Genomic DNA, 15,177 nt, shown 5'->3' with positions numbered 1-15,177 from the left:
ACAATGCTTCGTTGGAATGAGGAAACATCACAAGTTCAGGCAGCGGCGCTTATGCGCCCTGCTGTATCAGCAAGTGAAAAAGTAGAAAGCATTTGCCAGACTATTTTGGCAAAAGTAAATGCACAAGGCGATGCCGCTCTACTTGCATTAGCAAAAGAGTTCGATAATAGAGTCAAGCCGCGTTTACGTGTTCCACTTGATGAAATTAATGCCGCTGAGAAAATGCTAAGCCCAGAGCTTAAGTATGCAATTGATACCGCTTATGCCAATGTGAAATGTTTTCACCAAGCGCAACTGCCAAAAGATATTAAGTTATCGACTCAACCCGGCGTTGACTGTGAACTGAAATATCAAGCCATCGAAGCAGTCGGTATTTATGTACCAGGAGGGAGTGCCCCTCTTCCGTCATCGGTTATTATGCAAGGTGTATTGGCGCAGTTAAGCGGTGCAAAAACCGTGGTATTAACCACCCCAGTACAAGGTGATAAAGCAATTAACCCGGCTATTTTATATGCCGCTAAATTATGTGGTATCACCACAATTATTGAAAGCGGCGGTGCAGGCGCGATTGCTGCTATGGCCTATGGCACAGAGTCTGTTCCTAAAGTAAATAAAATTTTTGGTCCGGGTAACAGCTTTGTCACTATGGCAAAACAGTTAGTCGCACAAACGATTCCAGGTATGGCGATTGATATGCCAGCAGGGCCATCAGAAGTATTAGTGATTGCAGATGAACGTGCAAACCCAAAGTTTATTGCTGCAGACTTACTCTCTCAAGCAGAACACGGGGCTGACTCACAAGTTATTTTATTATGTAACAGTGAAACCATTATTGAACAAACGCAAGATGCACTCACACGTCAACTTGCCAACTTAAGCCGAAAAAACACCGCCAAACAGGCATTGGCTAATTCGTCACTTATTCTAGTTGATTCAGTAGCTCAAGCGTTTGACGTATCAGCGCAATATGGGCCAGAGCACTTAATATTACAACTTGCAGATGCCACTCCTTATTTAGATAAAGTAAAGAATGCAGGCTCTGTATTTGTTGGCGATTACACCCCTGAGTCAGCGGGCGATTATGCCTCAGGCACTAATCACGTGTTACCCACTTATGGTTACAGTGCAACTTATTCTAGCTTGAATTTACTTGATTTTTTCCGTACTTACACAGTACAGACCATCAGTAAACGTGGCTTAACTGAGCTTTCAAAAGCTATTTTACCCTTAGCAGATGCAGAAGGCCTAGATGCCCACGCTAATGCGGTTTCAATTCGTTTAGAGGCAATAAAAAATGAGCAATGATAGCGGCTTATTACCTGATAATATTGCAGCGCTTGCTGCGTATAGCTCAGCTAAAAGTGAAAAGTTAACCGGTACAACGTGGCTCAATGCGAATGAAAGCCCGTATGCTAAAAACCTTGAAATAACAATTGAAGACTTGAATCGTTACCCCGACCCTCAGCCTAAATTGGTTATTGACCGCTACGCTGCCTATGCTGAGCTTGAAAACGAAAATGTATTAATGACTCGCGGTGCCGATGAAGGCATTGAATTATTAGTACGTACCTACTGTGAACCGTCAAAAGACAGTATTGCACTATTTTTACCAACATATGGTATGTACAAAGTAACGGCCGATACACACAACGTCGCAATCAATGGCCTAACACAAGCGCTTTTATTTAATGGCAGCGTGGATGAAATAGTTGCCGCTGTGGGTAGCTCAAAACTAGTGTTTATTTGTAATCCAAATAATCCAACTGGAAGCTTAACGCCGCTAGATAAAGTAAAAGCCATTGCCACTGCGCTTGCAGGTAAAGCATTAGTGATTGTTGATGAAGCCTACATAGAGTTTTGTCCAGAGCAAAGTGCAACACAACTTATAAACGAGTTTAGTAACATTGTTGTGCTTCGTACACTCTCAAAAGCATTCGCACTCGCGGGTTTAAGAACAGGGTTTACTCTCGCTCAGGCCAGTGTATTAGCGCCTATTCGTAAAGTCATTGCACCGTATCCGGTATCGGGTGTGGTGGCCAGCATTGCAGCACAAGCCATTGCCCCTGATACCATTACCTCAATGCGTCGCCAAGTAACGATTTTAAATAGCTTAAAGTTAAAGCTTATTGACTGGTTAAACGCCTCCCCTGCAGTATTAAAAATACTCACTGGTGAAGGCAACTTCGTTACTTTAAAGTTAGCTAACAAGGATTACTTTAAACAAGCGCTTAAACAAGGCTTAGTAATGCGCGCCTTCACCTTATTTAATGAAGATGATTGGCTACGTATTTCAATTGGTAATGAGCAAGAATTAGAACAAGTAAAAATTTGGTTAGATGGCCTGCAATTGCCACAAACCGCAGCACAACAGGAAGTATCATGAGTAACCCCTATTTATTTATAGACCGCGATGGCACTATTATTGAAGAGCCAATCACCGATAAACAAGTCGACAGCCTTGAAAAACTAGCGTTTTTACCAGGTGTCATTCCTGCCTTATTGCAACTGCAAGCAGCAGGCTATCGTTTAGTGATGGTATCGAATCAAGATGGCTTGGGCACAGACAGCTTTCCAACTGCCGATTTCGATATTGCTCAAGACAAAATGATGGACATCTTACAAAGCCAAGGCATTAGCTTTGAGTCAGTATTAATTTGCCCACATTTTGATGAACAAAACTGTGATTGCCGTAAACCAAAAACAGGCTTACTAACCGAACTGATGCGCTCAGGCAAGGTTGATTTAGCACGTTCATATGTAATTGGCGATCGCCAAACAGATATTGGTCTTGCGCAAAACTTATGTTGTGAAGGTATTTTATATGATGGTAGCTGGCCTGCCATTGTCACTAAGCTTACCACAGCTAACCGTGAAGGCCGTGTGACACGCAACACCAAAGAAACGCAAATAGATGTAGCGGTTAACCTTGATCAAACGAAAAATGGCAGCATTGAAACTGGCCTTGGTTTTTTTGATCACATGCTGGATCAAATTCGCACGCACGCCAACATTGGTTTAAACATTAAAGCCAAAGGCGATTTACACATAGACGAGCACCACCTTGTTGAAGACATTGGTATTGCACTGGGCGTTGCGCTTAAACAAGCGCTTGGCACTAAATCGCAAATAGCGCGCTATGGTTTTGCACTGCCAATGGATGAATGTAAAGCAGAGGCACAAATTGATTTATCAGGTCGAGCATCATTTGTATTAAATGCCAACTTTAGTCGTGAAAAAGCCGGTGATTTAGACGTACAAATGGTTGAGCACTTTTTTAAAAGCTTAAGTGATAACGCCGCAATTAGCCTTATTTTATCGGTAAGTGATGGTAACTGTCATCACCAAGTGGAAGGCTTATTCAAAGCGTTTTCTCGTGCTTTGCGTATGGCTATTGCGCAAGATACCAGCCAACAAACAGCCAGCTCTAAGGGATGTTTATGATTGCAATAATTAATACCGGCTGTGCCAATATTAACTCAGTGCGGTTTGCATTTGAGCGTTTAGGGAAAACCCCTACGGTGATTACTTCGCCAGAACAATTAGCAGGCTATGAACGTGCTATTTTACCCGGTGTTGGTCATGCATCTGTTGCTATGAAGCGTTTGGTTGATAATGGTTGGCAGCAAGCAATTAACGAATATCAGCGCCCGCTAATGGGAATTTGCTTGGGGATGCAGTTACTGTGCGAAAGCACTGAAGAAGGTAATGTGCAGTGCTTAGGTAAAATACCAGGGCAAATAAAAGCCCTTGATGTTGGCAGTTTAACGTCGCCGCATATGGGCTGGAATAACCTATCTGTTCAACAAGCGCACCCGTTGACTCAAGGTTTGCATGCAGACGATCAGGTTTATTATGTGCACAGTTTCGCCCATACCGTTAATAACGCCACACTAGTCAGCAGCGAATACGGGCAAACATTTTCTGCAATTGTCGCTAAAGACAATTATGCAGGCATGCAATTTCACCCTGAACGCAGCGCTAAAGTGGGCACGCGTTTATTACAAAATTTTATTGATTGGCAACTTTAGGTTGCTCTTCATGCTTTTAAAAGAGAAATACAGTGATTATTCCAGCATTAGATGTACTACAAAATCAAGTTGTCCGCTTGTATCAAGGTAAATACGATACTGCACAGTTTTATCCCTTTGAGCTTGGTGCTCGCTTAAAAGAGTATGCCGACAGTGGTGCCACCAAATTACATTTAGTTGATTTAGAGGGCGCACGCGATCCAAGTAAAAAACAGTGGCAACATATTCAAGCAGCAACAAAATCGCTTAACGTACCTTACCAAGTAGGTGGCGGTATTCGTTCAGAGCAAGACGTGAGCGATTGGCTAAAAGCAGGTGCAAACCAAGTGGTTATTGGCTCAATGGCAGTTGAAAAGCGTGAGCAAGTAAAAGCCTGGATTGAACAATTTGGTGCTGAGCACTTTGTAATTGCCCTTGATGTTAATAAAGCTGCAAACGGATGGGCACCAGCAACTCACGGTTGGCTAAACGAATCTGAGTTTGGTTTACTAGAGCTTGTTGATTTTTACGTTGCTCTGGGTGTTATTGACTTTTTATGCACGGACATCAGTAAGGATGGCACCATGACGGGCCCTTCTTTTGCGCTTTATGAAGATTTAATTAATCATAATGCAAATATTAAAGTGCAAGCCTCAGGTGGGGTAAGCTCGTTAGATGATATTAAAAAGCTCAATGAACTTGGTGTGGGCGGCGTAATTTTAGGTAAGTCACTACTTGATGGCGCATTTAGTGTTGAGGAGGCGTTAGCATGTTATCAAAACGCATAATCCCGTGTTTAGATGTAAAGGACGGCCAAGTAGTAAAAGGCGTTGAATTTAAAGGCCATGAAATAGTGGGCGATATTTTAACAATGGCAAAAGCATACAGCGATGCTGGTGCCGATGAACTGGTTTTTTACGAGATCAGCGCAAGTGTTGAAAAACGCCTACTTGATGTTAACTGGGTAGAGAGCATTGCCCGCCACATTGATATTCCATTTTGTGTGGCTGGCGGTATTAAATCAGTAGCCGATGCAGCACGCGTTTTAGAGCGTGGTGCCGATAAAATAAGTATCAACAGCCCTGCTATTGCACGCCCTGAACTCATAAAAGAGCTACACGATGAGTTTGGCAAGCAATGTGTTGTTGTAGGTATTGACAGCTTTTACGATGAAGTAACCGGCGAATACTTAGTGTATCAATTAACCGGCGATCCTAATGCATCAAGCCGCACACGTTACAAAACCGAGGAATGGGTTAAACGCGTACAAGACTTAGGTGCAGGCGAAATCGTTTTAAATTGTATGAACCAAGATGGTGTTCGCAACGGTTACGACAACGAGCAACTCAGCAAAATACGCCAGCTGTGTGATATTCCTTTAATCGCCTCAGGCGGTGCAGGCAGTATGCAAGACTTTGTTGATGTATTTAAACAAAGCGAAGTCGATGGCGCATTGGCAGCAAGCGTTTTTCACAAAAATGTGATTAACATTGGCGAATTAAAACAATTTTTAACCGATAACCAAGTGGCAGCAAGATTATGCAATTAACACAACAAAACCAAACCCAAGTTGATTTTGCTAAAAGCGAAATGATCCCTGCTATTGTTCAAGATGCCCGCTCTGGCATTATTTTAATGCAAGGCTTTATGAACAGCGAAGCGTTAAAAGTCACGCTTGAGAGCAATAAAGTGACCTTTTATTCGCGTTCTAAATCGCGTTTATGGACTAAAGGCGAATCATCAGAAAACTACTTAAATGTGGTATCGGTTCATACCGATTGTGACTACGACTCAATTTTAGTAATGGCTAACCCAGAGGGCCCAACGTGCCACTTAGGCACACAAAGCTGCTTTGGCGATGATGCTAAACCAAGCTTAAGCTTTTTAGCACAATTAGAAGATGTCATTGTTGAGCGTAAAAATGATGACCCATCAAAAAGCTACACTGCGTCACTGTTCGCAGAAGACTTAAGCCGTAGCTGTCAAAAAGTAGGTGAAGAAGGTGTAGAAGTGGCACTTGCAGCAATGAAACATGACAACAATGAACTTACCAACGAATCGGCCGATTTGTTGTATCATCTCGTTGTACTACTACAACGCCAAGGGTTAGAACTCACTGATGTAGTTGCTTGCCTACAAGGTCGTCATAAGTAAATACAACGATTACTGTGTGCGCCATTATGTGGTGCACATCGTTAGACAAAGCCATAATTTTTCTTTTTAATTCAGCCTCTCAATAGCATTTATTCTCTCCCATAGGTATCCTTTAACTAGGGTCTGCTGACCTTTGCGGATTAATATTTGTTCAAACTAGGGGCGGTTTAATCCCGGCGCGAGGTTTGCAACCTAGTGGGCTCGATAACTGCTCCTGTGTTATTCTACTGGCTTACATCCATGTAAGAATAAGTCAAAACCGAGCAAAGCTTCCGCGTCCTGCTCACGCCCCTTACCTACATCCATGTAGGCAACAAAGAGTAAATCGCCTCTAGGCAGAACCCTTCGGGCAGCGCCTGTTTGGCATTGATGCTGCGTTATCGCCTATTTATGTGGAATATTCACACTACTTAGGCTCTTCCTTGCCTAAATACCAAACAAACTGCTGCAAATTTAATCTCAAAAGGTCAACAGCCCCTAATTAACTTTGACTAAATTATTTATGCTTACCCGGTAACATAGAACCCAATACGCCATCTTGCTTTATTAAACCATGATAAAGTGCAGCGCTTACATGCATAAAAATAAACAGTAAAAATGCATAAGCAATTAAGCCATGTGCTTCACGAAAAAATGCATAGGTCTCAATATTTTTACTAACTAAATTAGGCAAAGTAAATATACCAAAAAAGCTCACAGAACGTTCGTCAGCACTTTGCATTAACCAGCCTGAAATTGGCATTAAAATCATAGACGCATATAAGCCCACTTGGGTTAAATGTGCCGCTAAAGCTTGTGCTTTAGGCACACTTTGGGGTAATGCAGGGCTTTTATACAGTACTTTATTAATTAATCTTATTGCAACTAGTATCAGTGCTAACACACCAAACGATTTATGTAGTTGTATAGCTTCTACTTGCCATACGGCTAAACTTTGTACCATCGATAAACCAAGAAATAACATAGAAAGTATAATTAATGCCATTGCCCAGTGAATAAGCATACTCGACGCTGAGTATTTAGTAATAGTGTTCATTGACTCGTTCCTGTGATTAATTATTTAAAAGTACTTCTTTAGCACGACGACGAAATGACTCTGCATACGCAGCGCCACGGGCACGTAAAATAGGATCGGCACTTGGCTCAATACCTGTTGGTAATACCAGCGGATCAAAGTTCATGTTTTCACATACCCCACCCTCTTGTGCTTGCAAGCGTGATATTACTAACGTACCGGCGTTAATGGTTTTGCGCGATTGTGGCCATAAAACAGTTGGGTTGTTTTCATCATCTTCTTCGGTTGCAAAACTAAACAGCATATCGAACTTAACCGAAGACTGAGCTACTTGGTCTTTAAGTTGTAGCTGCAACGCATCTGGTGAATTATTATTAAGTGGTTGGATGTTTTCATAACTTAATTGTGGTTTAGCAATCCAGCGTACGGCATGCTTTTCATCATTTTCATCCATCAAATAAAACGCATTGATACTGTGGTATTGCTCAGTGGCAAAGCTACTGGTTGGCGTGTAGCTTGCTTTCCAGTTATTAAAAGCAGCACTTTCAGGGTGTGCTGCAAAAAACGCTTTAATTTTTTCTGGGCTGCGCTTTTTAGTCACCGGATCGGGTGAAAGTGCTTGTAGTTGTTTAAAAAACGCTTCTGGCGTAGCTACCGCCATAACCGGAGGCGTATTCATTGCCACCCGCCATTCTTGGTTATCATCAGTAGTTATAGAAAACGCTAAACTACGCACAGGAGCTTTTAAATCAGGTGCAGTTGGATTATTACCCGCAATAGAAAAGCGACCTACAAAAGGAGTGGCCCCTAAATCAAATACCTTCGCTTGCGAATACTTAGCAAGCTCACCCGTTGACTCAAAAGAGCCTGCTAAACAAATACCTTTTGCGTGTGCTCGGCGAAATCCCTTATGGGTTTTATCACCTTGCTGTAAATTAACAAAACGCTGTGCAGTCACTGCGTCACGATTAAATGCGCCAGTAAAATACAAAATAGTCAGGGAAAATAAGCTAATAATTGCTATTAAGATGATTTTTTTACTCATGGTAGGATTTGACCTCGTATGATTATTTTTTGATGACTATGTTGGAATTTTTCACAGTTAAAATTACCCGCGAAAATAATGGCTAACCATTGCTGAGTGATGCTTTGAGTTGAAGTGTTTTTATCAAGCAATACCTACATCACTCTTACAAGACCGCTCCTAAGCAATTAATATTTCAATTTAATTTGTAAAAAGTATAGTTTGTGGTTTTAATACTATATACCTAATATTTTAGGCGTCTGCTTTTAAAATGCTGATTGTTAATTATACTTAGCCCAACATAAAGCAAGTATTAAGTTGCACTTTTGGTGCTTTCTACAAAATCATACAAATTAAAACAAAACGGTACAGCAATAATAAACTATTGAAATTAGAATGTTATTTATTACCTACTACCTTACTGCTTCTTTTAAAGTAGTTATAGTTTAATAACACACATTTCAGGTAAATTCGAAAATAAACGCAATTGGCTATTTTATAATTTTTACTGATTAAAAAATGCCAAAAATTAACAACGCACTTTTTATTTAAGGTAAGCCATATGATCAAAACACGTTGTTTTACTCAATTTAATTTAATTAGTATTACGTTTCTACTTTTATTAGCCGGTTGCTCAGAAAGTGATGTCAGCACACAAAAACAAAACGAACCGCGTGCGGTTAAACTAATAACCATAGGTGATGTTTCGCAATCAAAAACGCTCACCTACCCCGCCACTGTCGACACTATAAATAGCTCAAAGCTTGCTTTTCAGGTTAGCGGAAAGTTAGAAGCGCTTAACGTTATTGCTGCACAAAACGTAAACAAAGGCGATGTAATTGCTGTATTAGAACAACGAAACTTTATTAATGAGGTCAAGTCGAGCAAAATTCAGTTTGAAACAGCCGATAATGATTACCAACGTGGTTTGAAGCTCGTTAAAGATGGGGTTATTTCACAACGTGATATAGAGCAACTAAAATCTAAAAAAGAAGTAGCCGAATCGCAATATGACTCAGCGCAAAAAGCATTATCTGACAGTAAAATTATAGCGCCTTACGATGCTATTGTTGCAGAAGTACCGGTAAAGCAGCTTGAAAACATAAGTGCTGGGCAACACGTTGTTACTTTATTTGGTAAAGGTGAAATGGAAGCGGTGGTAAATATTCCCGCGTCTATCGTGGCCACAGTAGATTCTAAGCAGAACAATGTAGCCTCAGTAATTTTACAAGATGTATCAACTGCTCCCATTCCTGCAACATTTAGACGAGCCAATTTAGAAGCCGACTCAGCGAGCCAAACCTATGAAGTACGATTTGCCTTTGCTGTACCAAATAACCTTAATATATTGCCTGGCATGAATGCCAGTCTAAAAATCACCCGTGAAAGCAGCTCAAATATAACTCGTTTATTAGTGCCAACCTTTGCTATTTTTGAACAAAACGGAGAACACTTTGTTTGGACGGTTGACGCTAAAACTATGCAAGCTTCTAAAACCCCCGTGACTATTGAAAATGGCATAGGTGAACAACTCATCGTCACTGACGGTTTAAGTGCCGGCGATGTAATTGTTGGTGCAGGTGCAAACTATGTAACTGAGGGTATGAAAGTACGTCCTTGGACTAAAGCATAGGAGCGCGGTAATGGATTTAGCAAAATGGACAATCAATAATAAGTTAATTAGTACCATACTCATTATTTTAACCCTAGGATTTGGTTTTTCATCCTATAAAAACATGCCTCGCTTTGAAGACCCCGAATTTATAATTCGAACCGCGCAGGTGTTTGTTTCGTATTCAGGTGCAAGCCCACTAGAAGTTGCAAAAGAGGTCACTGAGCCGCTAGAGCGTGCTATTCAAGAACTGCAAGAAGTTGATACTATATCATCTACCTCATCTACGGGCTTATCTGAAATTAAAGTAGAGATTAAATCAGAGTTTTCCCCGACTAAATCTGAGTTGCAAGTTATTTGGACTAAGCTCAGAAACAAAATAAATGACACACGTCCAACATTACCGCCTGGTACTGGCACGCCACAAGTTTATGATGATTTTGGTGATGTGTATGGCTTAAGCTATTTAATAACCTCCGAAGGATACTCACCCGACGAGTTACATGCCTACGCTAAAGATTTGCAAAGTGACATTTTACAAGTAGAGGGCGTAGCCAAAGTTGCTATGACAGGCGTGCAGCAAGAAGGCATATTTGTAGAAATAGCCCGTGAAGAGTTAGCCTCTTTAGGCGTTTCTATTAATAATATTTACGGCATTTTAGATGAGCAAAACGCTGTATTGAGCGCTGGTAACACTCAAATTGGCGATCAACGTATTTTTATCGACCCTACCGGAGAAATAAACTCCGTTGATACCATTAAAAATCTATTGGTTAGTGCCAGCGGTGAAGGTAAAACAATTTATCTTAAAGATATTGCCAATGTATACCGTGGCTTTCAAAGCCCAGCAACCAAGTTAGTCCGTTATAACTCTAAACCTGCAATTTCACTTGGGGTCGCCAGTGTCTTGGGTGCTAATGTGGTTAAAGTATTTGACCGCGTTGATGACAAAGTAAAACAAACTGAAAACCTCAGACCGCTGGGTATCACAGTGCATGAGTTTTACCACCAAGGTAAAGTAGTACAAGATTCAGTCGACAACTTTGTAGTGAATGTTTTAGTCGCACTGGTGATCGTAATGGTTACCCTGCTGCTATTTATGGGTTTGCGCTCAGGAATTATTATTGGCGCCGTATTACTGCTAACCATTTTTGCGACCCTTGCTACCATGGATTGGAGCGGCATACCCATGCATCGAATTTCTCTTGGTGCGCTGATTATCGCGCTAGGCATGATGGTTGATAACGCTATAGTTGTGACCGAAGGGATTTTAGTTGGTACACAAAAGGGCCGTAAAAAGTTAGAAATTGCTAGCGAAGTCGTCAAGCAAACTAAATGGCCATTACTAGGTGGTACCTTAGTAGGGATTGTTGCCTTTGCGCCTATTGGTCTTGCCCCAGGTGATACCGCTGAATTTACCGGTCATTTATTCTGGGTTATTTTAATTTCTCTATTATACAGCTGGTTATTTGCCATTACCCTAACCCCCTTATTTTGTTATTGCTTGTTTAAAGAGCAAGATAACGACACCTCAGGCTCAGCGAAGCCAAATAAACTTATGGCACTTTATCAATCGGTAGTGGTGTCAGCACTGCATCATCGCTGGCTCAGTATTGCCGTTGTAGTTGCCACCTTTAGTGTGTCTATGTGGGGATTTCAATTTGTAAAATCAGGATTTTTTCCAGCTTCTACCACACCACAAATGGTGGTTGATTTTTGGCTACCGCAAGGTACCGATATTGAAAAAACCAAAAGAGATATGCTCAAGTTAGAGAAATTTGTAAAGCAACAAAATGGCGTTGAAGGTATACAAACGCTTATTGGCGGCGGCGGGCTTCGCTACATGCTTATTTATGGTAGTGAGTCACCAAACAGCTCTTACGGGCAAATTTTAGCTAAAGTCGATGACTACAAAAAGCTAGATAAACTTTTACCTACCGTACAAAATTACATTGACGATAACTTTGTTGATGCTCAAGGCAAAGCATGGCGCTTTGTAATGGGCCCAGGTGGGGGCTCTAAAATAGAAGCCACATTTAAAGGGCCAGACCCAGATGTATTAAGAGAGCTAGCAGCACAGGCAAAAGGAGTATTAATTGATGATGGCGGCGCCTTGTCTATTAAAGATACATGGCGACAACGCATTAGTGTTATTGAACCACAGTACTCAGCCATTAATGCGCAGCGCGCTGGTGTAACGCGTAAAGCGGTTGCTGAAGCCTTACAACAGAACTTTTCTGGTCAAGTGGTTGGACAGTATCGTGAAGGTGAAGAGCTCATTCCTATTATTGTTAGAGCACCACAATCGGAACGTGTCGACATAAACGATATTGGCAACATTCAGGTACAAAGCAATATCACTGGTGAAACACTGCCCCTAGCGCAAGTAACCAATGGGTTTAAAACCGTCTGGCGCGATGGCATTTTAAAACGTGAAGACCGCGAATGGACTATAAAAGCTCAAGCGGATCCTCTGCCGGGTGAACTAGCCTCAGAGTTATTTAATCGGGTAAGGCCTAAAATAGAAGCCATTGACCTTCCTCAAGGGTATCGACTTGAATGGGATGGCGAATACGGACAATCGAAAGAGTCTAACGAAATGTTGGCCTCAACTATTCCAATGGGCTTTTTAGCCATGGTGCTGATTGTTATTGTGTTATTTAATGCTTTAAAACAACCAATTATTATTTGGCTTGTTGTGCCATTAGCCTTAATTGGTGTTGTGTTTGGGCTTGTAACCACACAAATACCACTAGAGTTTATGGGTATATTAGGATTACTGTCGCTCTCAGGTTTGTTAATTAAAAATGCCATTGTATTAGTAGATCAAATGGACATGGAAATTCGCCAAGGTAAACCTGCATATAATGCCATTATCGACTCGGCAAATAGTCGGGTAAGACCGGTAATGATGGGCACACTAACCACGGTGTTAGGGGTTATTCCACTTTATTTTGATGCATTTTTCCAATCAATGTCTGTGGTTTTAGTATTCGGGTTACTGTTTGCTACCTTGCTTACATTAATCGTAATACCTGTTCTATACGCCATTTTTATGAATGTTAAACAAGACGAACAGGCAACTAATTAAACGCCAACAAAAATATGGCCATGCTTAGTAATAAGTCATGGCCTTTTTATAAGCTTTGAGCAAAATAATTCATATAATTATCACAATTAACTTTTAAAAAATACTGCATATACAACATACCTTTCAAACCTTATAGCTGCTAAAAACGCCCTCAGATACGGTTATTCTTTTTCAAAATAAACATTTTAATTTTAGTATTTTATAAATTTAAATAAGCATTGAAGCGGATATTTTTTTAAGGCATTAATTATCACTTTAAGTTCTAGCTTCAAGTATTATCATAGCCGGAGTTCTATTATGTGGTGAGGCTAAGAATTCATTGCATAGTAATGCATTAAGATTCATTCATTAAATTAACTATTCAAATTTATCAAATAAATAACATATCAAGTGCAGTCTATGTGTCTTCTATTTAGTCATACAAACGATAAATGTAAAAACAGCTTTATTTCAAATCAAAATTTTAAAAACTAGGTATTCTCATGTTATCAAAACACATAATTCCTTGTTTAGATGTAAAAGACGGCTAAGTCGTTAAAGGAGTTAAATTTAAAGGCCACGAAGTGGTTGGCGATGTACTTACCCTAGCTAAAGCTTACAGTAAAGTCGGTGCTGATGAACTGGTGTTTTACGAGATCAGTGCAAGTGTTGAAAAACGCTTACTCGATGTTAATTGGGTGGAAAACATTGCCCGCCATATCGATATTCCATTTTGTGTAGCCGGTGGTATTAAATCGGTGGCCGATGCAGCTCGTGTGCTTGAACGTGGCGCTGACAAAATCAGTATTAATAGCCCTGCTATTGCGCGTCCAGAGCTAATTAAAGAATTACATTATGAGTTTGGCAAGCAGTCTGTAGTTGTTGGCATTGACAGCTTTTTTGACGAAACAACCGGTGAATATCTAGTTTATCAGCTTACTGGCGATCCTAATGCGTCAAGCCGCACCCGTTATAAAACCGAAGAATGGGTTAAACGCGTACAAGACTTAGGTGCAGGCGAAATCGTTTTAAGTTGTATGAACCAAGATGGTGTTCGCAACGGTTACGACAACGAGCAACTCAGCAAAATACGCCAGCTATGTGATATTTTTTTAATCGCCTCAGGCGGTGCAGGCAGCATGCAAGATTTTGTTGATGTATTTCAACAAAGCCAAGTAGATGGTACGCTCGCAGTCAGTGTTTTTCACAAAAACGTGATAAACATCGGTGAACTAAAACAATTTTTAATCGATAACCAAGTGGCAGCAAGACTATGCAAGTAACCTTAGAAAACCAAACTCAAGTTGCTTTCGCTAAAAGCGAGATGATCCCTGCCATTGTTCAAGATGTCCGCTCTGGCGAAATTTAATGCAAGGCTTTATGAACAGCGAAGCGCTAAAAGCTACACTGCGTCACTGTTCGCAGAAGACTTAAGCCGTAGCTGTCAAAAAGTAGGTAAAGAGGGTGTAGAAGTGGCACTTACGGCAATGAAACACGATAACAATGAACTTACAACGAATCGGCCGATTTGTTGTATCACCTTGTTGTACTATTACAACGACAAGGGTTAGAGCTCACTGGTGTAGCTGCTTGCCTACAAGGTCGTCATAAGTAAATATAACGATTACTGTGTGCGCCATTATTTGGCGCACATCGTTATAACAAGCCATAATTTTTCTTTTTAATTCAGCCTTCTCAATAGCATTTATTCTCTCCCTTAGGTATCCTTTAGCTAATATTCAAGGAATAGCTATTACAGAAGGATAGCGCACTATGAAAACTTATATATCGCTTATACTCACTGGTCTTATTTTGTCTGGCTGTAGCAGTTTAACCAGCGAGCAAAAAGCCAAATTAGACAGCTTAACGCCCTGTGAAAAAATGGATGGCTTAATAACCGAATTCGATAATCGATTTGATGCGTTAAAAGACACCAAAGTACAAAACTCATATTTAGATGTGTGGACTGCAAAGTACAACGTTTTTGGCGATAACTGCCAAGTGACTAGCTTTAACAATCAAACTGTGACCTATCAATGCCAAGAAAGCTACAAAGATCAACAGCAGGCGGTAGCTATGCATCAACAAGCAGTTGAACTCACTCGCCAATGTTTAACTAAAAAAAACAACTGGTTAGAAACACAAAAAGAGTCAGAAACGTCGCTGCGTACTACCTTTGTACTTGATGATAAGTCGCCGGTTATTTCTGTTTATACCAGCAAAACGTTATCAAAAATTAAAACTTGGTCGACCTCTTTAGAAGTAGGAAAGCCCGTCGCCACTAAATAATGACGA

At 40.7% G+C, this 15,177-nt stretch carries 12 protein-coding genes and 2 pseudogenes; 12 read left to right on the top strand and 2 right to left on the bottom strand.

The genetic code is table 11. From position 1 onward, the window contains the following. Positions 1–3: 3 nt before the first annotated feature. The 7 genes from hisD to hisIE are packed head-to-tail and all read left to right on the top strand — an operon-like array spanning position 4 to position 6,161. Positions 4–1,305 carry a histidinol dehydrogenase gene (hisD, locus tag ACZ5WS_RS17245; protein WP_464712100.1) on the top strand — a complete coding sequence of 434 codons (1,302 nt, stop codon included), beginning with the start codon at positions 4–6 and terminating at the stop codon, positions 1,303–1,305. Further along, positions 1,295–2,383 (top strand): histidinol-phosphate transaminase, encoded by a 1,089-nt coding sequence (gene hisC / locus ACZ5WS_RS17240; RefSeq protein WP_464712099.1) that lies wholly within the window; start codon positions 1,295–1,297, stop codon positions 2,381–2,383. The genes hisD and hisC overlap by 11 nt, the downstream gene beginning before the upstream one ends. Then, on the top strand, positions 2,380–3,441 hold the full coding sequence (gene hisB, locus ACZ5WS_RS17235; RefSeq protein ID WP_464712098.1) for a bifunctional histidinol-phosphatase/imidazoleglycerol-phosphate dehydratase HisB: 1,062 nt from the start codon (positions 2,380–2,382) through the stop codon (positions 3,439–3,441). The genes hisC and hisB overlap by 4 nt, the downstream gene beginning before the upstream one ends. Then, positions 3,438–4,028 carry an imidazole glycerol phosphate synthase subunit HisH gene (gene hisH / locus ACZ5WS_RS17230; protein WP_138606536.1) on the top strand — a complete coding sequence of 197 codons (591 nt, stop codon included), beginning with the start codon at positions 3,438–3,440 and terminating at the stop codon, positions 4,026–4,028. The genes hisB and hisH overlap by 4 nt, the downstream gene beginning before the upstream one ends. A 32-nt stretch (positions 4,029–4,060) precedes the next feature. Beyond that, on the top strand, positions 4,061–4,795 hold the full coding sequence (locus tag ACZ5WS_RS17225) for a 1-(5-phosphoribosyl)-5-[(5-phosphoribosylamino)methylideneamino] imidazole-4-carboxamide isomerase (RefSeq protein ID WP_464712097.1): 735 nt from the start codon (positions 4,061–4,063) through the stop codon (positions 4,793–4,795). Next, a complete protein-coding gene (gene hisF / locus ACZ5WS_RS17220; RefSeq protein WP_464712096.1) occupies positions 4,777–5,556 on the top strand; it encodes an imidazole glycerol phosphate synthase subunit HisF in 780 nt (259 codons plus the stop codon). The genes ACZ5WS_RS17225 and hisF (ACZ5WS_RS17220) overlap by 19 nt, the downstream gene beginning before the upstream one ends. Next, a complete protein-coding gene (hisIE, locus tag ACZ5WS_RS17215) occupies positions 5,547–6,161 on the top strand; it encodes a bifunctional phosphoribosyl-AMP cyclohydrolase/phosphoribosyl-ATP diphosphatase HisIE (RefSeq protein ID WP_464712095.1) in 615 nt (204 codons plus the stop codon). Before hisF (ACZ5WS_RS17220) ends, hisIE begins: the two co-directional genes overlap by 10 nt. 496 nt (positions 6,162–6,657) lie before the next feature. Here hisIE and ACZ5WS_RS17210 read toward each other — a convergent pair whose 3' ends face one another. Both ACZ5WS_RS17210 and ACZ5WS_RS17205 read right to left on the bottom strand, forming a co-directional pair. Then, positions 6,658–7,197: a cytochrome b gene (locus tag ACZ5WS_RS17210; protein WP_464712094.1), complete on the bottom strand. Its 540-nt coding sequence runs from the start codon at positions 7,195–7,197 to the stop codon at positions 6,658–6,660. A gap of 16 nt (positions 7,198–7,213) precedes the next feature. After that, positions 7,214–8,221, bottom strand: a complete 1,008-nt coding sequence (locus tag ACZ5WS_RS17205; protein WP_464712093.1) for a catalase family peroxidase — start codon at positions 8,219–8,221, stop codon at positions 7,214–7,216. Between the two features lie 541 nt (positions 8,222–8,762). On the opposite strand from ACZ5WS_RS17205, the gene ACZ5WS_RS17200 reads away from it, so the two are divergent. The 5 genes and pseudogenes from ACZ5WS_RS17200 (at position 8,763) to ACZ5WS_RS17180 (ending at position 15,171) form a co-directional block, all read left to right on the top strand. Further along, positions 8,763–9,833 (top strand): efflux RND transporter periplasmic adaptor subunit, encoded by a 1,071-nt coding sequence (locus tag ACZ5WS_RS17200; RefSeq protein WP_464712092.1) that lies wholly within the window; start codon positions 8,763–8,765, stop codon positions 9,831–9,833. 10 nt (positions 9,834–9,843) lie between these two features. Continuing rightward, entirely contained in the window at positions 9,844–12,903 is a 3,060-nt protein-coding gene (locus tag ACZ5WS_RS17195; protein ID WP_198522614.1) for an efflux RND transporter permease subunit, read from the top strand. A gap of 482 nt (positions 12,904–13,385) precedes the next feature. Next, positions 13,386–14,165: pseudogene (gene hisF / locus ACZ5WS_RS17190) on the top strand (imidazole glycerol phosphate synthase subunit HisF). Positions 14,166–14,255: 90 nt separating this feature from the next. Then, positions 14,256–14,497, top strand: a pseudogene (hisE, locus tag ACZ5WS_RS17185) (phosphoribosyl-ATP diphosphatase); the annotation flags it as partial. Between the two features lie 158 nt (positions 14,498–14,655). Beyond that, positions 14,656–15,171, top strand: coding sequence for a hypothetical protein (locus tag ACZ5WS_RS17180; RefSeq protein ID WP_010388878.1), 516 nt, complete (start codon positions 14,656–14,658; stop codon positions 15,169–15,171). Positions 15,172–15,177: the final 6 nt, after the last annotated feature.

It is taken from the genome of Pseudoalteromonas sp. 11L1 (assembly GCF_055397545.1).
This window is presented reverse-complemented; position numbering and strand designations above follow the sequence as displayed.